Source organism: Natronocella acetinitrilica, assembly GCF_024170285.1.
GTDB lineage: Bacteria > Pseudomonadota > Gammaproteobacteria > Nitrococcales > Aquisalimonadaceae > Natronocella > Natronocella acetinitrilica.
This window is the reverse complement of sequence record NZ_JALJXV010000005.1, coordinates 123,411-145,693: the sequence shown is the minus strand read 5'-3', so window position 1 is coordinate 145,693 and position 22,283 is coordinate 123,411. Positions and strand designations below refer to the sequence as shown.

The 22,283-nt window shown below is 64.8% G+C and carries 23 protein-coding genes; 10 read left to right on the top strand and 13 right to left on the bottom strand.

What is annotated here, in order from left to right; all coding sequences use genetic code 11:
* Positions 1 to 52: 52 nt before the first annotated feature.
* A complete protein-coding gene (gene lipA, locus J2T57_RS11505) occupies positions 53 to 1,045 on the bottom strand; it encodes a lipoyl synthase (protein ID WP_253478229.1) in 993 nt (330 codons plus the stop codon).
* A gap of 392 nt (positions 1,046 to 1,437) precedes the next feature.
* A complete protein-coding gene (locus tag J2T57_RS11500) occupies positions 1,438 to 2,127 on the bottom strand; it encodes a J domain-containing protein (protein ID WP_253478227.1) in 690 nt (229 codons plus the stop codon).
* Positions 2,128 to 2,245: 118 nt separating this feature from the next.
* On the opposite strand from J2T57_RS11500, the gene J2T57_RS11495 reads away from it, so the two are divergent.
* Positions 2,246 to 3,169: a DMT family transporter gene (locus J2T57_RS11495; RefSeq protein ID WP_253478225.1), complete on the top strand. Its 924-nt coding sequence runs from the start codon at positions 2,246 to 2,248 to the stop codon at positions 3,167 to 3,169.
* Positions 3,170 to 3,176: 7 nt separating this feature from the next.
* Here the strand turns inward: J2T57_RS11495 and J2T57_RS11490 are convergent, their stop codons facing one another.
* Positions 3,177 to 3,557 (bottom strand): J domain-containing protein, encoded by a 381-nt coding sequence (locus J2T57_RS11490; RefSeq protein ID WP_253478223.1) that lies wholly within the window; start codon positions 3,555 to 3,557, stop codon positions 3,177 to 3,179.
* Positions 3,538 to 4,533, bottom strand: coding sequence for a tRNA dihydrouridine synthase DusB (gene dusB, locus J2T57_RS11485; RefSeq protein WP_436262693.1), 996 nt, complete (start codon positions 4,531 to 4,533; stop codon positions 3,538 to 3,540). Before dusB ends, J2T57_RS11490 begins: the two co-directional genes overlap by 20 nt.
* 105 nt (positions 4,534 to 4,638) lie before the next feature.
* Between dusB and J2T57_RS11480 the strand changes: the two genes are divergently transcribed.
* Positions 4,639 to 5,589, top strand: a complete 951-nt coding sequence (locus J2T57_RS11480) for a 2-hydroxyacid dehydrogenase (RefSeq protein WP_253478221.1) — start codon at positions 4,639 to 4,641, stop codon at positions 5,587 to 5,589.
* An 8-nt stretch (positions 5,590 to 5,597) separates the two neighbouring features.
* On the opposite strand, the gene J2T57_RS11475 is transcribed toward J2T57_RS11480, so the two are convergent.
* The 3 genes from J2T57_RS11475 to J2T57_RS11465 form a co-directional block, all read right to left on the bottom strand.
* Positions 5,598 to 6,185, bottom strand: a complete 588-nt coding sequence (locus tag J2T57_RS11475) for a DUF2726 domain-containing protein (protein ID WP_253478219.1) — start codon at positions 6,183 to 6,185, stop codon at positions 5,598 to 5,600.
* Between the two features lie 86 nt (positions 6,186 to 6,271).
* Complete coding sequence (locus J2T57_RS11470; RefSeq protein ID WP_253478216.1) at positions 6,272 to 8,956, bottom strand: bifunctional acetate--CoA ligase family protein/GNAT family N-acetyltransferase; 2,685 nt, start codon at positions 8,954 to 8,956, stop codon at positions 6,272 to 6,274.
* 44 nt (positions 8,957 to 9,000) lie between these two features.
* A complete protein-coding gene (locus J2T57_RS11465) occupies positions 9,001 to 10,911 on the bottom strand; it encodes a propionyl-CoA synthetase (protein ID WP_253478213.1) in 1,911 nt (636 codons plus the stop codon).
* 197 nt (positions 10,912 to 11,108) lie between these two features.
* Here J2T57_RS11465 and J2T57_RS11460 point away from each other — a divergent pair, with 197 nt between their 5' ends.
* A complete protein-coding gene (locus tag J2T57_RS11460) occupies positions 11,109 to 11,861 on the top strand; it encodes an SDR family NAD(P)-dependent oxidoreductase (protein WP_253478210.1) in 753 nt (250 codons plus the stop codon).
* A complete protein-coding gene (locus J2T57_RS11455) occupies positions 11,810 to 12,736 on the top strand; it encodes an alpha/beta fold hydrolase (RefSeq protein ID WP_253478207.1) in 927 nt (308 codons plus the stop codon). Before J2T57_RS11460 ends, J2T57_RS11455 begins: the two co-directional genes overlap by 52 nt.
* A 6-nt stretch (positions 12,737 to 12,742) precedes the next feature.
* Here J2T57_RS11455 and J2T57_RS11450 read toward each other — a convergent pair whose 3' ends face one another.
* Positions 12,743 to 12,907: a hypothetical protein gene (locus tag J2T57_RS11450; RefSeq protein ID WP_253478204.1), complete on the bottom strand. Its 165-nt coding sequence runs from the start codon at positions 12,905 to 12,907 to the stop codon at positions 12,743 to 12,745.
* A gap of 91 nt (positions 12,908 to 12,998) precedes the next feature.
* Between J2T57_RS11450 and J2T57_RS11445 the strand changes: the two genes are divergently transcribed.
* Positions 12,999 to 13,238: a sulfurtransferase TusA family protein gene (locus tag J2T57_RS11445; RefSeq protein ID WP_253478202.1), complete on the top strand. Its 240-nt coding sequence runs from the start codon at positions 12,999 to 13,001 to the stop codon at positions 13,236 to 13,238.
* Between the two features lie 17 nt (positions 13,239 to 13,255).
* On the opposite strand, the gene sohB is transcribed toward J2T57_RS11445, so the two are convergent.
* Positions 13,256 to 14,254, bottom strand: coding sequence for a protease SohB (gene sohB, locus J2T57_RS11440; protein ID WP_253478200.1), 999 nt, complete (start codon positions 14,252 to 14,254; stop codon positions 13,256 to 13,258).
* 140 nt (positions 14,255 to 14,394) lie between these two features.
* Between sohB and J2T57_RS11435 the strand changes: the two genes are divergently transcribed.
* On the top strand, positions 14,395 to 15,102 hold the full coding sequence (locus J2T57_RS11435) for a fumarylacetoacetate hydrolase family protein (protein ID WP_253478198.1): 708 nt from the start codon (positions 14,395 to 14,397) through the stop codon (positions 15,100 to 15,102).
* Between the two features lie 15 nt (positions 15,103 to 15,117).
* Here the strand turns inward: J2T57_RS11435 and J2T57_RS11430 are convergent, their stop codons facing one another.
* Entirely contained in the window at positions 15,118 to 15,861 is a 744-nt protein-coding gene (locus J2T57_RS11430) for a sulfite exporter TauE/SafE family protein (protein WP_253478196.1), read from the bottom strand.
* A 33-nt stretch (positions 15,862 to 15,894) separates the two neighbouring features.
* Entirely contained in the window at positions 15,895 to 17,583 is a 1,689-nt protein-coding gene (gene ilvD, locus J2T57_RS11425) for a dihydroxy-acid dehydratase (RefSeq protein ID WP_253478194.1), read from the bottom strand.
* 159 nt (positions 17,584 to 17,742) lie between these two features.
* Between ilvD and zapE the strand changes: the two genes are divergently transcribed.
* The 3 genes from zapE (at position 17,743) to J2T57_RS11410 (ending at position 20,192) form a co-directional block, all read left to right on the top strand.
* Positions 17,743 to 18,846, top strand: coding sequence for a cell division protein ZapE (gene zapE, locus J2T57_RS11420; RefSeq protein ID WP_253478192.1), 1,104 nt, complete (start codon positions 17,743 to 17,745; stop codon positions 18,844 to 18,846).
* A 111-nt stretch (positions 18,847 to 18,957) separates the two neighbouring features.
* The gene (locus tag J2T57_RS11415) at positions 18,958 to 19,719 is read left to right on the top strand and encodes a hypothetical protein (RefSeq protein WP_253478190.1); all 762 of its coding nucleotides are present in this window, start codon (positions 18,958 to 18,960) and stop codon (positions 19,717 to 19,719) included.
* Positions 19,716 to 20,192: a DUF427 domain-containing protein gene (locus J2T57_RS11410; protein ID WP_253478188.1), complete on the top strand. Its 477-nt coding sequence runs from the start codon at positions 19,716 to 19,718 to the stop codon at positions 20,190 to 20,192. Before J2T57_RS11415 ends, J2T57_RS11410 begins: the two co-directional genes overlap by 4 nt.
* An 86-nt stretch (positions 20,193 to 20,278) precedes the next feature.
* Here the strand turns inward: J2T57_RS11410 and J2T57_RS11405 are convergent, their stop codons facing one another.
* Positions 20,279 to 20,536 (bottom strand): hypothetical protein, encoded by a 258-nt coding sequence (locus J2T57_RS11405; RefSeq protein WP_253478184.1) that lies wholly within the window; start codon positions 20,534 to 20,536, stop codon positions 20,279 to 20,281.
* A 21-nt stretch (positions 20,537 to 20,557) separates the two neighbouring features.
* Here J2T57_RS11405 and J2T57_RS11400 point away from each other — a divergent pair, with 21 nt between their 5' ends.
* The gene (locus J2T57_RS11400) at positions 20,558 to 21,316 is read left to right on the top strand and encodes a phosphodiester glycosidase family protein (protein ID WP_253478181.1); all 759 of its coding nucleotides are present in this window, start codon (positions 20,558 to 20,560) and stop codon (positions 21,314 to 21,316) included.
* A 12-nt stretch (positions 21,317 to 21,328) separates the two neighbouring features.
* Here the strand turns inward: J2T57_RS11400 and J2T57_RS11395 are convergent, their stop codons facing one another.
* On the bottom strand, positions 21,329 to 22,255 hold the full coding sequence (locus J2T57_RS11395; protein ID WP_253478178.1) for a histone deacetylase family protein: 927 nt from the start codon (positions 22,253 to 22,255) through the stop codon (positions 21,329 to 21,331).
* Positions 22,256 to 22,283: the final 28 nt, after the last annotated feature.

Genomic DNA, 22,283 nt, shown 5'->3' with positions numbered 1-22,283 from the left:
CGGCGGCTACTGGCCGCTGGCTGTGTCCAGTGTCCTGCAACGAACTTCCGTTTCAGGACACTAGCCCGACATTGTTCTTTTCCAGCACCTGGTCGGCACGATAGCTGGAACGCACCAGTGGGCCGGACACCACTTCGAGAAAGCCCATCTCCAGGCCCCAGCGCCGGTACTCGGCGAATTGCTCCGGGGTCACGTAGCGCTCCACCGGCAGGTGGTTCGCGGTGGGCCGCAGGTACTGACCGAAGGTGACAATGTCCACGTTGGCGGCCTTGAGGTCTTCCAGGGATTCGCGGATTTCCTCGTCGGTTTCCCCCAGCCCGAGCATCAGGCTGGTCTTGGTCAGCACCGAGGGGCGATGGCGCTTGGCATGGGCCAGGACCACCAGTGTCTGTTCGTAGGAGGCCCGCGGATCGCGCACCGGATGGGTCAGTCGGCGCACCGTCTCCACGTTCTGGGCGAAGACCTCGAGGCCGGAATCAACCACGGTCTCCACGTCTTCCAGCCGGCCCTGGAAGTCCGGCGTCAACGCTTCCACTGCGGTTTCCGGGTTCAGTTCCTTGACCGCCCGTACACAGGCCGCGTAGTGGGCAGCGCCACCGTCGGGCAGGTCGTCCCGGTCCACCGAGGTCAGCACCACGTAGCGCAGACCCATGAGCTGTACGGATTCGCCGGTGTTTCGGGGCTCTTCCGGATCCAGCCAGCCCCTGGGGTTGCCGGTATCAACGGCGCAGAAGCGGCAGGCGCGGGTGCAAACCGCACCCATTAGCATGATGGTGGCAGTGCCTGCATTCCAGCATTCGCCGATATTCGGGCACATGGATTCTTCGCAGACCGTGGCCAGCCGGTGCTTGCGCACATTCTGCTTCACAGCGGTGTATCCGGCGCCGGTGGGCACCTTGGCCCGCAGCCAGGCGGGCTTGTCGCCCCGGGGCACGGGCGTGACGTCGCTGCGCTTTTTCTGGCCGTTCTTGATGGCGCTGAAGCCATGTTCGGTCTGGAACTTCGAACCGCTGACAACAACCGGGATATCCTGCAGCCGTTTCATGTTCAGTCTCGATCCTCGCGACCAGAAGAACGCCATAGTTTAACAGCTGCGGCGACCCGCGCCGACCTCGGGGCCGCTGTGGTGCCTTACGCGCTGCGCGCTAACAGACGCTACGGGAGAATTATCGGGGAACGGGGTACGGGTACGCCGCTCGGAGACACGCCGTGAACCCCTCCCTGGGGGCTCGTATGCGAGGTCCCTCTCGCATACGGTCTCCGAGCGGCGCACCCGCACCCCGTTTGTGCCTTGGCGTCGGGGTGGCGTGGCCAACGCCGTGTTGGTGCGTTACGGCCTTTGGCCCAACGCACCCTACGTGTTGCCGCGTCCGCTGTAGGGTGTGTTAGCGCGCAGCGCGTAACGCACCACAACGGCGCTGATCACGGTGCCAGTCGCTACCTCCGATTGCCAAGCAAGACCCGTTTCGCTGCGTTCACCCGGGAGGCGAGGGCGTCGGAGCCGCCGCGGTCCGGATGCAGGCGTTGGATGAGGCGGCGGTGAGCCTGGGTGATGGTCTCGGCATCGGCGTCCTGCGCCACGCCGAGAATGGCCCGGGCCTCGGCCTCGGACATGGCGGTGGAGGTGGGGCCGGTGTTGCGGCCATGGTTGCGTTCCAGATAGGCCTTGAGCAGGGCCGCGGAGTTCGCATCCTCCCGCTCGCAGACGGCGAGGATGGCTTCGAGTTCGCCCAGCGACAGGCGGCTCAGGCGCCAGCCCCGCCAGTTGCCCCGCAGCACATCGCCATCCATGCGGCCGCTGTCCTCTTCCAGCCACAACTGGATGTAGCGCCCCCGCAGCGGCTTGCCGCCCTCCGTCGCGCCGGCATCGCCGCCGCCCATCAGGCGCCTGAGCCAGGGCAGCATGCGCAGCAAGGGCAGCACACGGAGTGCGAGCAGTGCCGCACCACCGAGCACACCCAGCAGCCAGGGCATGCGTCCGCTCACCAGCAACAGCACCAGCACGATCAACCCGATCCACAGGCCCATGCCGCGAACACGCTCCCGCATGCGCTGGCGCAGCCATGGTGGTGACAGCAGCCAGGCCACACCGGCCAGCGCAATCAGGGCGAACAGGAACTGGAGCACGAATGGTGGACCTCTCTCCGTTAGTCGCCGACGAGGATACCCGTTTCGCCAGCCCCCTTCATGACATGCATGGCCGCAGCGGGTAGCCTTGGCGGGTTTGCGCGATCAGGAGGCGGCCTTGGCCCTCGCCAATCACAATCCACTGGGTCTCGACACACGCCGCGGCACCGTGCTGGCGGCGGTGGGCACGACGGCCCTGAGCTTCGACGGTCTGCTGGTGCGCCTCGCCGGCGTGCCGGGTTGGGATGTGGTGTTCTGGCGTGGGCTATTCATCGCCTTGTCCATGACGCTGGTTTGCCGCCTGTTGCGCAGGCGCTGGGTCTGGCAGGCGGCGAGGGAGGGCGGCATCCCCGCCTTTGTCACCGGGCTCGGCTACGCCATTACCATGATCTTTTTCGTCATGGCCATCCTCAACACACGGGTCGCCAACGTGATGGTGATCCTCACCGCCGCGCCTTTATTCGCCGCCCTGATCTCCGGGATCTTCCTGCGTGAGTGGGTGCCGCGCCGCACCTGGGTGGCCATGCTGCTGTGCATCGCCGGCATCATCATCGTGTTTGCCGGGTCCTTCGGGCTGGGTGGCTGGCTCGGGGACCTTTACGCCCTGCTGGCGGCATTCTGCTTTGGCCTCAATCTGACCATACTGCGCCGTCACGGCAGTGTGGACCGCATGGCCATGGTGGCCCTGGCGGGATTATTCGCCTGCCTGATTGCCGCACCGTTTGCCGAACCGTTGCGTATCGGTTGGGACAGCCTGTTCTGGCTGGCGATCATGGGCTTGGTGCAGATGCCGCTGGCCATGGGGCTGATGGCCGAGGCAACCCGCTACATCCCGGCGGCGGAGGTGTCCCTGTTCCTGCTCGTTGAGACCATACTCGGCACGCTCTGGGTCTGGATGCTGCTCGCCGAGGAGCCGCCGTCACTCACCGTGGCCGGCGGGCTGCTGATCGTGGTAACGCTCGCGGTGCACACCTGGATCGGCTGGCAAATCGCCCGGGGGCGGAGTTCCTGGCGTTGGCCCAATGGCAAGGGCCGGGCCTGATGGGACACTAGGGCATGCCCCGACGACGGCGGATGCGCTCGTAGGCCTCGCGCACTTCCAGCGTGCGGCGCCGGGCGTTGTCCAGATCATCGGCTGTAGCATCGGGGCCAAGCTTGTCCGGGTGATGGCGATTCATCAGCCGGCGATAGGCCTCGCGGACGCCCTCGTTGCTGACCCTGGGTTTGACGCCCAAGGCCTGGTAGGCCGCTCGTACCTCGTCCGGCAGGGCGGGTTTGGCGGGTCTGGCCTGCTGTTTTGCCAGCCAGTAGCCGGCGGCAAGGCCGACAAAACCACCGATGGGCCCGCCCATCATATAGCCCAGCACCATACCGCCGATCACCAGCGGCCAGCGCAGCAGGCGCTGCATTTCAGGCCGCGCAGCGGGCATGGCCCCGCTCCCGGAAATAGGCGCTGACGCCATCGAGTTGTTCCCGGGCGCCCTCCATGCGCACCAGTTGCCGCCGGGCTGTTGCGCCATCGGGCTGGTCGGCCAGGTACCAGCCGATGTGCTTGCGGGCCACTCGCACACCCTGGGTTTCGCCATAGAATGCGTGCAGTGCCCGCAGGTGACCCAGCATGATCTCGGCGATCTCCTCCATGGTGGGGGCCGCCAGTTCCTCACCGGTGTCGAGGTAGTGGGCGATCTCACGGAACAGCCAGGGGCGACCCTGTGCGGCACGGCCGATCATCAGGCCATCGGCGCCGGTGTGCTCCAGCACTCCCAGGGCTTTTTCGGGGCTGTCGATATCGCCATTGGCGAGCACCGGAATACTAACCGCCTGCTTGACCGCCCGGATGGTGTCGTATTCCGCATGTCCGCGGTAGGCGTCAGCGCGGGTGCGACCATGCAACGCCAGCCCGGCAATACCGCAGGACTCGGCCAGTTCGGCGATCTCCACGGCATTGCGGCAATCCGCTGACGGACCGCTGCGAAACTTCAGGGTGACTGGTACCGCGACTGATTCCACCGTGGCCTGCAGGATGTCCCGCACCAGAGCGGGATCCGAGAGCAGCGCCGACCCGGCGGCCCGGTTGCACACCTTCTTCGCCGGGCAGCCCATGTTGATATCAATGATCTGCGCGCCCTGGGCGACGTTGTAGCGGGCCGCCTCCGCCATCCAGGCCGGTTCCGCACCGGCGATCTGTATGATACGCGGCGCAACCTCACCGTCGTGGTCGCGGCGCAGTCGCGACTTGCGACTGTTGCGCAGCGCCGGATTCGAGGCCACCATCTCCGACACGGCGAGCCCGGCACCCAGCTGTTTGCAGAGGATGCGAAACGGTCGGTCGGTGACACCCGCCATGGGCGCCAGCGCCAGATTGTTGGGGAACCGGTAGGGGCCGATCGCAAGCATCATCGCCATCCAGTCTCTCGGAGCAGGGGATAATACACAGACTGGCACCGGATTGCCGGATGCGGGGCGGTGACCCATCGACATGCACGACTGACGCAAACTGGAGAACAAGCAATGCGCGCAGTGTTTCTCGAACGCGAGTCTCTGGACCGGGGCGATCTTGATCTGAGCGGGGCAGAGGCCGCCGTGGATGAGATCGTCTACCATAACCATACCAGCGCCGATCAGGTGCTGGAGCGTATTACCGGCTTCGAGATCGTGATTGCCAACAAGGTCCGCGTATCGCGCCAGGATCTGGAGCAGGCTAGACCGAAGATGATAGCCGTGGTGGCCACCGGCGTGAACAACATCGATCTGGACGCCTGCCAGGAACTGGGCATCACCGTGGTCAACGTCCGCGGCTACGGCACCGATTCCGTCGCCCAGCATGCCATCGGACTGCTGCTGGCGCTGGCCACCCGGCTGATTGATTACCACCGGGATGTGCAACAGGGGGAGTGGAATCGCAGCGCCCATTTCTGTCTGCTGGATTATCCCATCGTCGAACTGGCCGGCAAGAAACTCGGCGTCGTGGGGCTGGGGACCCTGGGCGGGCGCACCGCTGAACTGGCCCGGGCCCTGGGAATGGAGGTGCTGTCGGCGCAGCGCCCCGGCGGCAAGCCGCAGCCGGACCGGGTGCCGCTGGACGAACTGTTGCCCCAGGTGGATGCGCTGACCCTGCACTGCCCGCTCACCGATGACACCAGGGGGCTGATCGGTCGGCGCGAGCTTGCCATGATGAAACCCACTGCCTTCATCATCAATACGGCCCGCGGTGGGCTGGTGGATGAAGAGGCGCTGGTGGAAGCCTTGCGTCAGCGACGATTGGGTGGCGCCGGATTCGATGTGCTCACCGAGGAGCCGCCGCGCAGCGGCAATCCGCTACTGGATGACGACATTCCCAACCTCATCGTGACGCCGCACTCGGCCTGGGGCAGTCACGAGGCCCGGCAGCGCATCTGTGAACAGCTTGCCGAGAATATTCGCGGCTGGCGCAACGGTGAGCCGGTTCGGGTGGTGGTCTGACGAAGTCTTCAGAGGCGTGGTTCCTGCCGGTCACGGGCCGCCGTCGCGCGGCGCCGTGCCCGGCGATCCCCGTCCTTTGGAGCGGGCGTGGTGGCGATGCCGGGCACATCCTCCAGCCTGACCGTGCTCAGGGACTCCAGGTCCCGCACCGTTTCTGCCAGTTCCATTTCGTCCATGGGTCGTTTCGGGTCGTAGCGCAGCACCGGAATGGCTGCCTCCCGCAGCAGCGCTTCGGCTTCCGTGGCCGAGGCGTCCTGGCCCTGCAATCTGACCGCCGCCACGGCCTCGGTGGTGGGGCGGCAAATCAGGAAATCGATCACATGGGCGTGGAGCAGGGCGTCGACATCGCCATCAGTCTGCCTGGCCTTGTCACCGTGGGGGCGGAGAAAGGCGCTGTAGCTCACCGACGGGAATACCAGATGATCCGGCAGGGCACGGACCAGGCTGAGATAGGCATGGGCGGTGGATTCGTCCATCACTGGTGAGGGGCGCACCCGAATCGTTTGACGGCGGAACCGGGAGCGCACCCGAAGGCGGTACCAGACTATGGCCGCCAGTAACACGATCACCGTGACTGGGATGTAAAGGGTTTCCATGGGGTGCTCACGATCTGGTCGGGGTCTTGCCCCGGATGCCTGAGGACGTTAGCACAGGATCGACGCCGACCCCACCGTAGTGGTGATCAGGGTTCCGCGAGCGGGCGGCTGACATGCGTAATGGCAAGGTCTTCCGGATCGCGCTTGCGGTTGAAGCCGAGCCGCGTCATCAGGCCCAGCATGGCCTGGTTATTGGCCAGGACCTCACCCTTGATCTCCGCAAGCCCCCGACTGCGCGCTGTCTCCATGAGCCGCTCCATGAGCCGGCGGCCAACCCCCCGACCGTGCCAGGCATCGGCCACCGCCAGGGCGAATTCACAGCTCACCCCGTCGGGATTGATGATATAACGCGCCACCCCCAACGCCTCGATCTGCACTGGTGTCTCCCGCACAGCCACCAATGCCATTTCCCGGTCGTAGTCGATCTGCGTGAAGCGCACCAGCGCGGTGGTACTGAGCGCCTGGATATGCTCCATGAAGCGGAAATAACGTGATCGTGGGGACAAGTCGGCGAAAAAGCGTTGCTCGAGTTCGGCGTCCTCCGGGCGGATGGGTCGGACCAGGATCTGCTCACCGTCGGCAAGGGTCTCGTGCCGTGCCAGATGGGCCGGGTATGGCATGATCGCCATATGCGGGTAGGTGGGGTCCGTCCGGGGTGCCCCCGCACACAGGTGGATGCGGGCATCCACGGCCACCAGGCTGTCCGCGTCCACGATCACCGGGTTCACGTCCACGTCGCAGATCTCCGGCAGCAGGCAGACCAGATCCGACAGGCGCAGCAGGGCCTGCTCCAGTTGCCCGCGCAGAGCGGATGGTGCGTCCAGGCCGAGGAAGGCGCCGACCCGCGAGCGTTGCAGCATGTCCCGGGCGAGAAAATCGTTTAGTGGCGGCAGGCCGCAGGCGCGATCCTGGATCATTTCCACCATGGAGCCACCGGCGCCGAATGACAATACTGGCCCGAAGACCGGGTCGCGAACTGCACCGAGCATGATTTCGCGACCGTTCTGCGGCGCGTGCATGGGTTCCACGGAGCACCCATCCAGCAGCGCCGGCTCGTAGCGGGCGGTGACCGTGGCGACGATGTCTTCATAGGCTTGTGCCGCCGCCGACGGGGTGGTGATGTTGAGGCGAACACCGCCAACATCCGCCTTGTGGGCAATTGCCACGCTGTTGATCTTGACTGCCACGGGACTGTCGAATTCTGCGGCGGCCTCGGCTGCCGCCTCGGCGCTTCGTACTACCACCGTCGGAATCACCGGCAGACGAAACGCCGCCAGCACCCGTTTCGACTGCATCGGTGTCAGCCGGGGTTGGCCGCGCCGCTGCGCCTCGGCAATGATTCGCCGCGCCGCGCTCACGTCAGGCTCCTGGGCGCGTTCGCCGGCGGCGGGAACCTGCAGCAGGCGTTGCTGACTGTCGCGATAGCGGGCCAGCGCCGACAGGGCTTCCACGGCGTTTTCCGGTGTTGCGAAATTGGGAAAGCGTTGTTCCGTGAGCGTTTTCCTGGCGGTGCGAATGCTACCGCCGCCAAGCCAGCAGGCCAGTACCGGCTTGCGCTGGCCGTCTGCCGCCTCCCTAACGGCATTGGCGGAGGCGACCGGATCGGTCATGACCTGGGGTGACAGCAACGTCAGTACGCCATCCACGCCGTCATCGGCCAGGCACAGGGACAATGCGCGGCGGTAACGCGCCGCATCGGCATCACCGAGCAGATTGACCGGGTTGCCCGACTCTCCGCAGGGGGGCATCAGACTGGCCAGTGCCCGTTCACTGTCCGCGGCCAGTGTCGCCAGCCGCAGGCCGCGATCCTGTAACAGGTCGGTGGCGATGATGCCGGGTCCGCCCCCGTTGCCGAGCACGGCGATGCGATCCCCGGACAGGCGCTGGCCACTGGCCAGCAATTCGGCTACCGAGAAGAGCTGGCCGATTTCGCGAACCCGCACGGCACCGGCGCGATCAACGGCCGCCGTGAATGCGTCGTCACGGCCAACCAGTCTGCCGGTGTGGGAGCGGGCGGCGGATGCGCCGGGATCGTGTCGTCCTGCCTTCATCACGATCACCGGTTTCAGCCGGGCTGCTGCCCGCAAGCCGCTCAGAAAGCGCCGGGCGTCCCCCACCGCCTCGATAAACAGCAGGATGCTGCGGGTCGTGGGATCGGTGGCGAGAAAATCCAGCAGGTCGCCGAAGTCCACGTCCCGGGTGTCGCCCAGGGATACAACCGTGGAGAAGCCGATGCCCCGGTCAGCGGCCCAGTCCAGTGCCGACGAGGTCACTGCCCCGGATTGCGACACCAGGGCGATCTGCCCCTGGGTCACGCGATGCTTGCTGAAGCTGGCATTGAGGCCCACTGGTGGGCGCATCAGGCCCACCCAGTCCGGACCGATGACGCGGATCTCGTGGCGACGTGCCGCCTCCAGTGCACGCTGCTCGATCCGCTTCAGGTTGCGGCCGACGTCCATCAGGCTGGCGGCGATGATCAGCGCGGCATGCACACCCACCCGGCCACAGTCCTCCAGGACGCCGGGCAGATGACGCGCCGCCACGCAAATCACGACCAGATCGGGTGGCGGCGACATGTCGCGCACCGAGTCCGGGCAGGCATGACCAGCCACCGTTTCCCGATTGGGATTGATTGGCACGACGTCGCCCTTGAAGCCGCCATCGAGCAGGTTCGCGAACACCCGGGTACCGACCGCGCCCGGGCGTTCGCTCGCGCCGATCACGGCAATTCGTGAGGGCGCGAAGAAGTGCTGCAGGTAGTGGCTTGCCATGGTCTCCCGTCCAGATCAGGCCGCCGTCGACCGGACCGTGCGGTTCAGCCAGCGGCATCCCCATAGCGACCGATCCGTTCCTCGCGCATCGCATCGCGGATGGCGTCGAGGCTGGTCGGGTCATCGATGGTGGATGGCACCGGCACGTCTTCCTCCACCGATAGCTGGCGGATGCTCTTGCGCAGAATCTTGCCGGAGCGGGTTTTCGGTAACTTTCCGACGATAGCCACCTGCTGCAGGCAGGCAAAGGCGCCGATCTCGCTGCGCACGATCTGCACCAGCTCCTTTTCCAGCGTGCCGTGGTCGATCTCGACACCGTTCTTCAGCACCACGAAACCCACCGGCATCTCGCCCTTGAGTTCGTCCCGAACCCCCACTACAGCGCATTCTGCAACGGCGACATGACCCCCGATCAGCTCTTCCATCTCACCGGTGGATAGCCGGTGACCGGCCACGTTGATCACGTCATCCACCCGACCCATCACGAACAGGTAGTCGTCCTCGTCCAGATAGCCGCCGTCCGACGTGTTGTAGTAGCCGGGAAAGGCGGTCAGGTAGGAGCTGCGGAAACGGTCGTCATCGCCCCACAAGGTGGGCAGGCAGCCGGGGGGGAGGGGCAGGCGGATGGCGATATTGCCCTGCTGGCCACGGGGAACGGCATTTCCCAGGTCATCAAGTATCTCAACCTGGTAGCCGGCTACCGGGAAGGTGGCCGAACCACTGCGTTCCGGCTGCGGTTCGATGCCCATGGGGTTCGCCGCGATGGGCCAGCCGGTCTCGGTCTGCCACCAGTGATCGACCACCGGCCGCTGAAGCAGGCCCTTGAGCCACTCGTAGGTGGGGGGGTCGAGCCGCTCGCCGGCGAGAAAGACACTCTGCAGGCAGCTGATGTCGTAGTCGGCCAGCAGCTTGCCCTGGGGATCCTCCTTCTTGACCGCCCGGAAGGCGGTAGGGGCGGTGAAAAAGCTCTTCACCTTGTGCTCCGAGATCACCCGCCAGAATGCACCGGCGTCCGGTGTGCGCACGGGCTTGCCCTCGTATACCACACTGGTACAGCCGCGAATCAGCGGCGCATAGACGATATAGGAATGGCCCACCACCCAGCCTACGTCGGACGCCGTCCAGAAGACGTCGCCGGGTGCCAGGTCATAGACCGCACCCATGCTGAAATTCAGCGCAACTGCATAGCCGCCGGTGTCTCGAATGACACCCTTGGGCTTGCCGGTGGTACCGGAGGTGTAGAGCACATAGAGCGGATCGGTGGCCTCCACCGGCACCGGGTCCGCAGGCTTGGCCCGGGCCACCTCGGTGTCCCAGTCCAGATCGCGCCCGGCGGTGAGCGCGGCTTCCGCCTGCGGGCGGGCATAGACCACCACATTGTCAGGCTTGTGCGTGGCGCGCCGAATGGCCTCGTCCACCAGGGGCTTGTAGGGGATCACCTTGTCGAACTCGATGCCGCAGCTGGCCGTCAGCACCACCTTGGGTGCCGCGTCGTCGATGCGCACCGCCAGTTCGTGAGGTGAGAAACCGCCGAAGACCACCGAGTGGATCGCGCCGATGCGCGCGCAGGCCAGCATGGCCATGACGGCCTCGGGAATCATGGGCATGTAGATCACGACGCGATCGCCGTGGCCCACACCGAGATCCCGCAACATGCCCGCCGCCTTTGCCGTGGCATCACGCAATTCGTTGTAGCTGTAGGGGCGCTTCTGCCCGGTGACTGGCGAGTCGTAGATGATGGCGGTCTGCTCACCGCGCCCCTGGTTGATCTGATGGTCCAGCGCCAGGTGGGATATGTTCAGCTTGCCGCCGGCGAACCAGCGGTAGAACCCTTTCTCGTCCTGGCTGAGTATCTTTTCCGGTGGCTGAAACCAGTCGATCTGCTGCGCCTGCTCGCGCCAGAACGCCTCCGGTTCTTCACAGGAGCGGCGATACAGTTCCCTATAAGAAGCCATGCTCTCTCCTCCCACGTTGCGCGGGTTGGTGTCCGCTTTTTTTCATGACTGTAGCAGGTGCGACGCCCGTCAGCTCCGTAAGGCAGCCGCTCATGCCCCTAAGGTAACAGGTTGTTCCCAGAGCGACGTGCTTGCTCTGTCAATCCCCTCTGCCCAGACTATTGGCCGCGCAAATGCACGATCGAGGGGAAGGCGACATGACGGATCTGGCAGTGGTGACGGGTGCGGGCACGGGTATCGGTCGGGCTCTGGCCCGGGGCCTGGCTGACAGGGGGCTGGGTGTGCTGCTGGTGGGGCGGCGCGCTGGTCTGCTGCAGGAGGCCTGCGCTCATGCGTCAGCACACATGCAGGCCATATCGGCGGATGTCGGCGACCCGGCGGGCCGAGCGCGCATTGTCGATGCCATAGGTGATCGCCGGGTGCGTTGCCTGGTCCATAACGCTGGCGTTCTGGAACCCATCGGCCCCCTGGCCAACGTCTCCCTGGAGGCCTGGCGCGCTGCCCAGGCAGTGAATGTGGAGGGGCCGTTGTTTCTTACCCAGGCACTGCTGGACAAGCTTCCCGGTGGCCGGGTACTGCACATCTCGTCGGGGGCGGCTCATGGCGCCTATCCGGGCTGGGGGAGCTACTGCACTGCCAAGGCTGCCCTGCACATGATCTATCAGGTGCTGCGGGAGGAACTCGCGGCATCGTCCATCGCCGTCGGCTCGCTGCGCCCAGGTGTGGTGGATACGCCCATGCAGGCCCTGATCCGTAACCAGACGCCGGAGACGTTCCCCCGGGTGCAGCGCTTTCTCGACCTGCACGCCCGGGGCGAACTGGAGGACCCGACCGAAGTGGCCGACTTCGCCGCCTGGTTGTTGCTGGACGTCCCAGCGGCGGACTATGCCGCCGCTGAATGGTCATTCACCGAGCCGGAGCACCGGCGACGCTGGAAGGCGCGCTCTTGAATACATACCAGGCGATACGTCAAGCGCGTTCCACCAGGCTTCGGCTGCGGGGTATCGACTACCACCTGCATTGCTGGGGGCCGGAGACGGGACGCCCCACCGTGCTGCTGCATGGCTGGATGGATGTCGGCCTCACCTGGCAGTTCCTGGTTGATGCCCTCACCAGTGAGCGCCGCCTGCTGGCACCGGACTGGCGGGGCTTCGGTCACAGTGGACATGCGCCGGGTGGATACTGGTTTCCCGATTATCTCGCCGATCTGGACGCGCTGCTGGACGCCATCGCACATGACGGTCCGGTTGATATCGTGGGTCACAGCATGGGTGGCAACATTGCCGGGCTGTATGCCGGGTTGCGGCCGGAGCGGGTGCGCCGGCTGGTCCTGCTGGAGGGTTTCGGCATGGCCCGACGGGTGCCGGCGGAGGCGGTGGACCGCTACCGGCAATGGCTCGATGAGCAGGCCTCGCCGCCGAACCACAAGGGCGTGCGTTCACTGGAGGCCCTCGCCAGAAGGTTGCGTCAGCGCCATCCGCATTTGCCGGAGGACCGTGCGCTTTTCGTCGCGGAAGCCTGGACCCGGCCGCTTCCGGATGGATCCCGCTGCCTGCTGGGGGACCCCCGGCACAAGAGGGCGAATCCGGTGCTCTATCGCCTGGACGAGGCCGAGGCCTGCTGGCGCAAGATCAGGGCACCATCGCTGTGGATGATTGGCGAGGCCTCCGGCGTGGTGGGCATGCTCGGTGGTGAGGACGAGTTGCGCCGCCGTCAGGCGCTTATCGGGGATGTGCAGGCCGTGCGCATTCCCGAGGCCGGCCATATGCTGCATCACGATCAGCCGGCACGAGTGGCCGAGGCGTTGGCGGGTTTTCTTGACTGAGCCCGGTCAGTCCTTGCCGTACTGGTTGTGCATCACTTCCATCCAGCGCTTATGCTGGGCGTGTGCCTCGCGCCGCCAGGCTTCCACTTCCTCGCGGCTGTGCTCCTCGAGGATGCGCTTGTCGGTGAACGAGCGCGGGTCAATGGCTTCGTCGTGCTCTTTCTTGCTCATGGGATATGCCTCGTTCAAAAGGGGCGTTATCTTACCATTCCCGATCACGCCCGCCAGCCATGCGCATGGCGGCCAACGGCTTGCATGTCAGATGACCAACCAACACCAGCATCAACTCGACGCCCGCGGCCTGAACTGTCCGCTGCCGATTCTTCAGACCAAGCGTGCCCTGCTGCGCCTGGCCGTGGGAGAGGTGCTTCGCGTCGAGGCCACGGACCCCCACGCGGTGATCGACTTTCTGGCGTTCACCGAAAAGACCAACCACCGGATGCTCAGCCACCGGGAACAGGACGGCGTCTACATCTTCCTGGTGGAAAAGGGCGAGGACTGACACAGCCGGGGGCAGCGTCAGCCGCGCCCCATCCAGCGCTCCATGGCCGTCTCCACCGCCAGGGTAAGGCGCCGGGACATGGACTCCTTGCGACGGAAGGTGATCTGAAAGACATCCGCCTCCCTGGTCAGGTCCATGAGGAGATCGTCGCTGGTGCGCAACTCATCCACCAGGCCAAGGCCCTTTGCCTGCTCCCCGTACCAGTGCTCGCCGGAGGCCACCTTGTCGAGTTCGAGCTGTGGCCGGTAGCGATGCACGAAGTCCTTGAACAGGTCGTGGGTGGTGTCGAGTTCCTGCTGGAACTTGCGGCGGCCCGACTCCGTGTTCTTGCCGAGCACGGTGAGGGTGCGCTTGTGTTCACCGGCGGTGTGCAGTTCCAGGTCAATGTCATGCTTTTTCAGGAAACGGTGCAGATTGGGTATTTGCGCCACTACGCCGATGGAGCCGACGATGGCGAACGGCGCGGCAATGATCCGGTTGGCAACAGCGGCCATCATGTAGCCGCCGCTGGCGGCGACCTTGTCCACCGCTGCCGTCAGCGCAACTTCGTGCTGACGCAGGCGGGCAAGCTGGGAGGCAGCCAGTCCGTAACTGTGCACCAGTCCGCCGCCGCTCTCGATGGTTACCACCACTTCATCCTGCCCGGGTCGGGCCAAGGTGAGCACCGCCGAGATTTCCTCGCGCAGGCTGTCCACCTTGCTGGCCCGCAGGTCGCCATCAAAGCGCAGCACATAGACCCGCTTGCGCTCCGGGTCCGGCTTCTCGTCGGGCAGGTCCTTTTTCCGGTCGCCAAAGGGCAGGCGCAGCCGTCTCCTGGGCCTCTGGACCACGGCCTGACGCAGCGTCTGCTCCATGTCCTGGTAGCGCTGGTTCAGCTTGCGGATGACCAATTGTTCCCGGCTGCGATCCCGGCCGCGACTGCCCATACTGATGATGGTGCCCACCACGATCAGCACGGCCGCAGCCAGGGTCAGGGTCTTGGCAAGAAACAGACCGTACTCGGACAGCAACTCCATGAAGCCTCCCGTCGTGAGAATCCTGGGTTGGACGGCCGGCGGCCAACCCGAATGACCATGGACCGATTACCGGCCCCTGGGTTCCGGACACTGGTATCTTGAGGTCTGCGTATCAGCGTCATGAATCAGGAGGGGCCCGGATGTCCGCTGCCGACGAATCCCGCTATGTCCTTGCCCCCCCACCCGTGACTGTCCTGCCGGTGCAGGGCGATGACGCGCTGTTTCCGGTGCGCCGCGTCTACTGCGTGGGGAGGAATTATGCCGCGCATGCGGTGGAAATGGGACACGACCCGAATCGGGAGCCGCCGTTCTTCTTTCAGAAGAACCCGGACAACCTCCTGCCCGGGGAGCATAGCGTGTTCCCTTACCCCGCAGCCTCTCAGGATGTGCACCACGAAGTGGAGCTGGTGGTGGCGCTCTCCCGGGGTGGGCGCGACATTTCCGCGTCGCAGGCTCTGGCCTGTGTCTGGGGCTACGCGGTAGGTATCGACATGACCCGACGTGATCTGCAGGCGGCTGCAAAGGCGGCGGGACGGCCCTGGGAGGTTGGCAAGGCTTTCGAGCATTCCGCTCCCTGTGGTTCCCTTGCCCCGGTGGCCCGGGTCGGGCATCCGCAGCAGGGCGATATCCGGCTTCTGGTCAACGGGGTGCCAAGACAACAAGGGGATCTCAAGCAAATGATCTGGACAGTGCCGGAGATCATCGCGCATCTGTCGGCCCTGTTCGAACTGTGCCCCGGGGACCTTATCATGACCGGGACGCCGGCGGGGGTTGGCGCCGTGGCGCGGGGTGACATCCTGGACGCCCGGATTGCGGGTGTTGGCGCCATCCAGGTCACGGTGGTGTGACAGGGACGCCCTCTCTCAGAAGAAGTTGCGCAGCATGGTCCCGCCCATGAGTAGCAGGAACAGCAGCGTCAGGCGCCGCATGGTTGCCGGTGCGACCAGGTTGCCCCAAGCCTGCCCGGCTTTCATGCCGAGTATGCCGGGCACGATGCACAGCGTTGAATAGACCGCCAGGATCGGTGTCAGGATGCTGGTGCCGGCATAGGTGACGAGCAGTAGCACTCCGCCGAACAGGTAAATGGCTCCGAGCAACCGCATGAACACCTTGTGCGGGAGTTGCAGCGCCAGCAGGTACATGAGCAGGGGTGGACCGAACAGCGTGGTCAGCCCGCCCAGCACGCCGCCGGTGAATGCGGCGCCGATTCCCACCGGACGATGCAAGCGAGCAGGCAGCGTCAGGGATGGTTGCAGCAGGTTGAAGGTCGCGAAGGCAGCGATGGCGAGACCCAGCAACCCCACCAGCAGGGATGGATCCAACCAGAAGATCAGCAGTGCGCCCACAGGAAAGCCCAGCGCCATCACCAGGAACAGCCACCAGAAACTGCGCAGTGTGGACAGCCCCAGACCGCCCTGTATGGTCTGGTAGACGTTGGTGCCCACAATGGGCACCACCATCAATGCCAGAGCGATGCGCACATCCACTACCAGGGTCAGCAGAGGCAGGCTGACCAGGGGCAGGCCGAAGCCGGCCATGCCCTTGATCACGCCGCCGGCGAAGAACGCGGCGAACACGCCGGCGACGACGATGGGTTCCAGGCTCATACAGGCACGCCGGGAGTCTCCCCGGATAGCTCCCTAGATATCCAGGTCCTTGTCGGTCACTGCACCGAAGCGGGCCGAGGACACAAGCTTGGCGTACTTGGCCAGCACCCCGCGCCGATACCGGGGTTCGGGCTTCTTCCATTCGCTGCGCCGCTGGGCCAACTCGTCGTCGGAGAGCGCCACCTCCAGCAGGTTGCGCCTGGCGTCGATGGTGATGGTGTCGCCATCGCGCACCAGGGCGATGTTGCCACCCACGTAGGCCTCCGGTGCCACGTGACCCACCACCATGCCGTAGGTGCCTCCGGAGAAGCGGCCGTCGGTGATCAGCCCGACCTCGTCGCCGAGCCCCGCACCGATGATTGCCGAAGTGGGGGAGAGCATCTCGCGCATGCCCGGCCCACCCTTGGGGCCTTCGTAGCGGATCACCAGCACGTCGCCGGCCTTGATCTCCCGGGCCATGATGGCATCCATGCACGCCTCTTCTGAGTCGAACACCCGGGCCGGGCCGGTGATGGAGGACTTCTTCAGGCCGGTGATCTTCGCCACCGCGCCTTCCTCCGCCAGGTTGCCGCGAAGAATGGCCAGGTGACCATGGCTGTAAAGCGGCTTGTCGAAGGGGCGAATGATGTCCTGTCCCGCCGCTGGTTCATCCGGCACGTCCGCCAGTAGCTCGGCGATGGTCTGCCCGGTAATGGTCAGGCAATCACCATGCAGCAGGCCATTGTTCAGCAGCATCTTCATGACCTGCGGCGTCCCGCCCACCTTGTGGAACTCGCTGGTCACGTAGCGGCCCGAGGGCTTGAGGTCGCAGAACACGGGGACCTTGCGACGGATCTCCTCCACGTCATCGATGGAGAAGTCCACCTCGGCGGCGTTGGCGATGGCCAGCAGGTGCAGCACCGCGTTGGTGGATCCACCCACCGCCATGACCAGGGCGAAGCCGTTCTCGAAGGCCTTGCGGGTCATGATATCCCGGGGCTTGCGGTTGGCGCGGATCGCGTCCACCAGTACTTCGGCGGAGCGGGCAGCGGAGTCCGCCTTCTCCGGATCCACGGCGGACTGGGTGGAGGAGCCCATCAGGCTCATGCCCATGGCCTCGAAGGCGCTGGACATGGTGTTGGCCGTGTACATGCCGCCACAGGAGCCGGCACCCGGGCAGGCGTTGCTCTCCACGCCCTTGAGGTCTTCATCGGACAGGTTGCCCGCCGAGTACTGCCCCACCGCTTCGAAGGCGCTGACGATGGTCAGGTCCTGGCCCTTGTAGTGACCGGGCAGGATGGTCCCGCCATAGACGAAAATACCGGGCACGTTCAGGCGCGCCAGGGCGATCATGGCGCCGGGCATGTTCTTGTCGCAGCCACCGGTGGCGAGGATGCCGTCCATGCTCTGGCCGTTGACCACCGTCTCGATGGAGTCGGCAATCACCTCCCGGGACACCAGCGAATACTTCATGCCTTCGGTGCCCATGGAGATGCCGTCGGAAATGGTGATGGTGCCGAAGTTCTGTGGCATGGCGCCGGCGCGGCGCAGCGCTTCCTCGGCCCGGGCGGCAATCGGTCCGATACCCATGTTGCAGGGGGTGATGGTGCTGTGGGCGTTGCCCACGCCGACAATGGGTTTGTCGAAATCCTCATCCTTGAAGCCCACCGCCCGGAGCATCGCCCGGTTCGGTGCGCGCTTCACACCCGCTGTCACTGCCTTGCTACGCCTGTTGTCTGCCATTGTTATGCCACTCCTCGTGTCGGTCGCTCGCGGTGCATGTCCCTCGCCGTCCGGTCGCAGGAAAAGGCGCTCATTGTAGCAATTGCGGAGCCTTCTCGGCGCGGGTTGATTGACGACGCTATAATGCGCGCCGGACATTGCATTGCAACATAAGAAAACATGACCCCCATTGAACGTTACAACCGCGATCTGGAAACCGCCGGCTTCGTCGACGACCCGGCGCAGCGGCGGGCGGTGGAAGCGCTGCAGGCGCTCTACGATGAATTGCTCGCGCAACCCCGGGAAGAGGCCCCCGCCAGGGGCGTGCTGGGCAAACTGCTTGGTCGGCGCAGCGTCGTGCGCAAGCCGGTCCAGGGTCTCTACCTATGGGGTGGTGTGGGTCGCGGCAAGACCTATCTCATGGATACCTTCTTCGATTGCCTGCCCTTCCCGGGCAAGCGGCGGATGCACTTTCATCGCTTCATGCACATGGTGCACGGCGAACTGAAAAAACTGCGTGATCAGCAGAGCCCGCTGACCCGGGTGGCGGAAGATTTCGCCGCCGATAATCGCGTACTCTGTTTTGACGAGTTCTACGTCTCCGATATCACCGATGCCATGATCCTGGGCGGCCTGCTCGATGCCCTGTTCATGAAGGGTGTCACGCTGGTGGCGACCTCCAACATTCCGCCGGACAAGCTCTATCGGGACGGCCTGCAGCGCGAGCGCTTTCTGCCGGCGATTCGCCTGCTGGAAACCCATACCCGGGTGCTCAATGTGGACGGTGGCACCGACTACCGGCTGCGTTACCTGGAACAGGCCGAGATCTACCATACACCGGCGGATGAGGCCGCCGCCGCGGCGCTGAAGGAAGAGTTCGAGCATTTGGCGCCGGAGAAACCCCGCTACGACAGCAGCATACTGGTGGAGGGTCGCAAGATCCCGGTGCGGGCGCGGGCTGATGACGTGGTCTGGTTCGACTACAAGGCCATCTGCGAGGGACCACGCAGTCAGGTGGACTACATCGAGATCGCCCGGGAGTTTCACACGGTGATCATCTCCGGGGTGCCGATACTCGATGGCGACAGTGACGAATCAGCCCGACGCTTCATCAGCCTGGTGGATGAATTCTACGATCGCCACGTGAAACTGCTGCTGTCCGCCGCTGCCCCGGTTGAGGAGCTGTATCAGGGCAAGCGGCTCGCCTTCGAATTCGACCGTACCGTCAGTCGCCTCCGCGAGATGCGCTCGTCCGAATACCTGGGTTCGGCCCACCGGGTCTGATACCGATGGACTGGTGGCGGCAGACCGCAAGCTGCTGGACTGGAAGCGGACATGGTGGCAGGGTTGAGGCTATCGGTTGCGCGCGGACGGTCCCGGTCAGAGGTGGCGCCTGTGAAGACCCTTGTTGACCGAATCATTGATTCCCATGGTGGAGCGGAGCGCTGGCGTGACGTCGGTGAAGTGCTTGCCCGTGTCTCCATGGGCGGTCTGGAGTTTACCTCGCGAATGCAGGGTTCGCCCCTGCAGGAAGCCGAAGTGACTGTTTCGGCGTCCATGCCGACAGTGTCCATCGCCGACTGGCCCGAGCCCGGCTGCACCGGCCGTTTTGCCTCCAGCCGGGTGTGGATCGAGGCCGCTGATGGCGGCGTTCTCGAGGAACGCTGTGGTCCGGGCGCCGTGTTTCGCACCTTCCGCCACTGGTTCCTGTGGGATCGACTCGACGTGCTTTACTACTGCGGCCTCAGCCTCTGGCAGGCCCTCTGCCTGCCGTTTTCGCTGCTGCGCAGCGGCTGCGAGCTGGAGCAACTCGAGCCGTTGGAGTTGGCTGGCGAACGCCTGCAGGCCCTGCGGGTGGTGTTTCCGGCGGATGTGCCCACGTACTCCCCGGATCAGATCCTCTATGCCGATGCGGCGGGATTGCTGCGTCGAATGGACTACGCACCGAATCTTTACGGTGCTTTCTGGCGGGTGGGGCAGTCGCTGGAGGAGCATGAGTCCTTCGCCGGATTCGTGCATGCCACCCGGCGGCGCGTGTTCCCCTGCATGCCCAACGGCCAGTTGTTGCGCGCCACGCGCCTGGGATGGATGGAGATTGACGACGTGTCCTATACCCGGCGTTCCGTGAGCGCTGATAGCGGTGCCACAGCCTCATGAGTGGTCCGGCGGTGGAATCGGTTTGGGATTATCCACGCCCTCCCCGGGTGGAACCCACCGGGAGCCGATTGCGCGTCATTCATGCCGGGCACACACTCGCCGATGCCAGCGGCGGTTACCGGGTGCTGGAGACATCGCATCCGCCCTGCTACTACCTGCCCCCTGCCAGTATCGACTGGACCTGTCTGGAAGAGAGCACCACCCAGACCTACTGCGAGTTCAAGGGCGTGGCCCGGTACTGGCATCTGCGACTGGGGGATACGCTGGTGGCTGACGTGTGCTGGTGTTACGACACGCCCACCGCCAGCCATGCGAACATCGCCGGCCATGTGTCCTTCTATGCCGGACGGGTCGACGCCTGTTACGTGGATGACGAACGGGTACAGCCACAAACGGGCAATTTCTACGGTGGCTGGATCACGGGAAACATCCGTGGCCCGTTCAAGGGTGGGCCGGGGACACTGGGCTGGTAACGAGGGACAAGTCAACCCTAGGGCGCAGTGGGGTAAGTTAAAGTGGTTTCTCAGGTGAAAGCGGCTAAATGCCTGCTGGCTCGACGTTAGTCATGGTTTTCCACAGTTTCTGTGGATAACTCTGTGGATGAGTGGTCAAAAACACGCCCAAGTTCCCATGGTGAACGGCTTTCCGTTAACTCGGTCACTTTTTCGTCATGTCTATTAAGTTCAATAAAAACAAACAAATAAAACTGCCTGGCTATTTTTTCAGGGAAAAATGCGGCGATTTCCTGCAAGTTCCTGAAAGCCGCGTCCGGCGTGTGGACATCCAATGGAAACAGGCGCTTGTCAAGGCTCCCCAACTCCCTGAATCGAGGTCATGAATGACGGTTTTCGGCACATGGTCGCGGATGCTCGCGCTGGTCTTCGGTCTGCTGGCGGCATGTGTTGCCGTAGCCGGCGCCGAGCCCTGCCGGCCCTATCAGTTCGATGGCTCACGCTTCACCGTGTGCGTGATCGATCTGCGTATGCATGACCTGCGGCTTTACTGGAAGGACCAGGATGAGCAGCCCTACGCGAGCTTTGCCCGCCTGCCCCGGCAGCAGGGGAGTGTTGAGCGCGTGTTTGCCATGAATGCAGGTATGTACCTGGAGGATCTGCGGCCCGCCGGGCTGTATATCGAGGATGGGGATGTCCTGCGTCCCGCCAACAACGCCGATGGCCCCGGCAATTTTCACATGAAGCCCAATGGCGTGTTCATGGTGCGCGCCGGGGAGGCAGCAGTGCTGGACACCGAGCGCTACCTTGCCGAGGCACCGACGGCGGACCTGGCCACACAGTCAGGCCCGATGCTGGTCATAGATGGTGAGTTGCATCATCGGTTCATTCCCGACAGCAATTCCCTGCGTATGCGAAACGGCGTGGGGGTGCGCAATGGTCACGAGGTGCTGTTCGCCATCAGCGAGCATCCGGTGAATTTCCATCAATTCGCACGGCTGTTCCGGGATGGGCTTGGTTGTCACAACGCCCTCTATCTGGACGGCTCCATGTCAAGCCTGCATGCCCCCGCTCTCGGGCGTTCCGATTTCGTGCGGCCCATGGGGCCGATCATCGCGGCCTACAGGCGTCAGTCGCGCCCCTAGTCTCCCGTAACACTAAGCGTCCATAAGCGCCCGTACATGGGCCGCGGTGGACTCGGCCAGCGCCGGCAGATCGTAGCCGCCCTCCAGGGTGGAAATCACGTTGCCGTTGGCAAAGCGATCCGCAATGTCCAGCAGTTCGGTGGTGGCCCAGGCGAAGTCCTCCGCCTCCAGGTTCAGATTGGCCAGTGGGTCATTGGCGTGGGCGTCGAAGCCGGCCGAAATGAAGATCAACTGTGGTCCGAAGGCACGCACGGCGGGTAACAGATCCTCCCGGAAGCGGTCGCGGAATTCCAGCGAGTCGGTCATGCGTCCGAGGGGCACGTTGATGATGTTGTCCACGCCGGGGAGAGGCCCGCTGCCGGTGCCAGGGTAGAGCGGATGCTCATGGCTGGACGCGTACAGATAGCCGCGCCGTCCGCGCAGCATCGCCTCGGTGCCGTTACCGTGGTGCACGTCGAAGTCGATGATGGCAACCCGGTCGAGGTGGTATTGCGCCATCGCGTGTGCGGCACCAATGGCCACGTTGTTGAACAGACAAAAGCCCATGGCCTGATCCGGCTCGGCATGGTGCCCTGGTGGTCGCACCGCGCAAAAAGCGCGGCGGGCCTCCCCTTTCATCACCGCGTCCACCGCAGCGCAGGTCGCCCCTGCCGCCCTTAGTGCGGCCTCTCCGGACTGCGGCGAAACCACGGTGTCGCCATCCAGTGGCGTCAGTCCCTGTTTCGGGATGCGGGCAAGTACTGCGTCCACGTAAGTCGCGTCATGCATGCGCCGGATCTGTTCCAGTGTCGCCCGCGGCGCCTCTCGCCACTCCAGTGCATGGAACTCGGATTGCCGAAGCCGATCCAGCACGACACGCAGCCGATCCGGGGATTCCGGATGGCCCCGGCCGGTGTCGTGCTGGAGACAGCTTTCGTGGGTAAACAGCAGCGTTGTCATCGGTGCCGCTCCGCTTGGCAGACAAGGG

What these genes read in the sequence shown, in the direction of transcription:
- lipA (WP_253478229.1), bottom strand. Translation starts at nt 1,045, where the DNA reads ATGAAACGGCTGCAGGATATCCCGGTTGTTGTCAGCGGTTCGAAGTTC.
- J2T57_RS11490 (WP_253478223.1), bottom strand. Translation starts at nt 3,557, where the DNA reads ATGCCCGCTGCGCGGCCTGAAATGCAGCGCCTGCTGCGCTGGCCGCTG.
- dusB (WP_436262693.1), bottom strand. Translation starts at nt 4,533, where the DNA reads ATGGCGATGATGCTTGCGATCGGCCCCTACCGGTTCCCCAACAATCTG.
- J2T57_RS11480 (WP_253478221.1), top strand. Translation starts at nt 4,639, where the DNA reads ATGCGCGCAGTGTTTCTCGAACGCGAGTCTCTGGACCGGGGCGATCTT.
- J2T57_RS11475 (WP_253478219.1), bottom strand. Translation starts at nt 6,185, where the DNA reads ATGGAAACCCTTTACATCCCAGTCACGGTGATCGTGTTACTGGCGGCC.
- J2T57_RS11470 (WP_253478216.1), bottom strand. Translation starts at nt 8,956, where the DNA reads ATGGCAAGCCACTACCTGCAGCACTTCTTCGCGCCCTCACGAATTGCC.
- J2T57_RS11465 (WP_253478213.1), bottom strand. Translation starts at nt 10,911, where the DNA reads ATGGCTTCTTATAGGGAACTGTATCGCCGCTCCTGTGAAGAACCGGAG.
- J2T57_RS11460 (WP_253478210.1), top strand. Translation starts at nt 11,109, where the DNA reads ATGACGGATCTGGCAGTGGTGACGGGTGCGGGCACGGGTATCGGTCGG.
- J2T57_RS11455 (WP_253478207.1), top strand. Translation starts at nt 11,810, where the DNA reads ATGGTCATTCACCGAGCCGGAGCACCGGCGACGCTGGAAGGCGCGCTC.
- J2T57_RS11450 (WP_253478204.1), bottom strand. Translation starts at nt 12,907, where the DNA reads ATGAGCAAGAAAGAGCACGACGAAGCCATTGACCCGCGCTCGTTCACC.
- J2T57_RS11445 (WP_253478202.1), top strand. Translation starts at nt 12,999, where the DNA reads ATGACCAACCAACACCAGCATCAACTCGACGCCCGCGGCCTGAACTGT.
- sohB (WP_253478200.1), bottom strand. Translation starts at nt 14,254, where the DNA reads ATGGAGTTGCTGTCCGAGTACGGTCTGTTTCTTGCCAAGACCCTGACC.
- J2T57_RS11435 (WP_253478198.1), top strand. Translation starts at nt 14,395, where the DNA reads ATGTCCGCTGCCGACGAATCCCGCTATGTCCTTGCCCCCCCACCCGTG.
- J2T57_RS11430 (WP_253478196.1), bottom strand. Translation starts at nt 15,861, where the DNA reads ATGAGCCTGGAACCCATCGTCGTCGCCGGCGTGTTCGCCGCGTTCTTC.
- ilvD (WP_253478194.1), bottom strand. Translation starts at nt 17,583, where the DNA reads ATGGCAGACAACAGGCGTAGCAAGGCAGTGACAGCGGGTGTGAAGCGC.
- zapE (WP_253478192.1), top strand. Translation starts at nt 17,743, where the DNA reads ATGACCCCCATTGAACGTTACAACCGCGATCTGGAAACCGCCGGCTTC.
- J2T57_RS11410 (WP_253478188.1), top strand. Translation starts at nt 19,716, where the DNA reads ATGAGTGGTCCGGCGGTGGAATCGGTTTGGGATTATCCACGCCCTCCC.
- J2T57_RS11400 (WP_253478181.1), top strand. Translation starts at nt 20,558, where the DNA reads ATGACGGTTTTCGGCACATGGTCGCGGATGCTCGCGCTGGTCTTCGGT.
- J2T57_RS11395 (WP_253478178.1), bottom strand. Translation starts at nt 22,255, where the DNA reads ATGACAACGCTGCTGTTTACCCACGAAAGCTGTCTCCAGCACGACACC.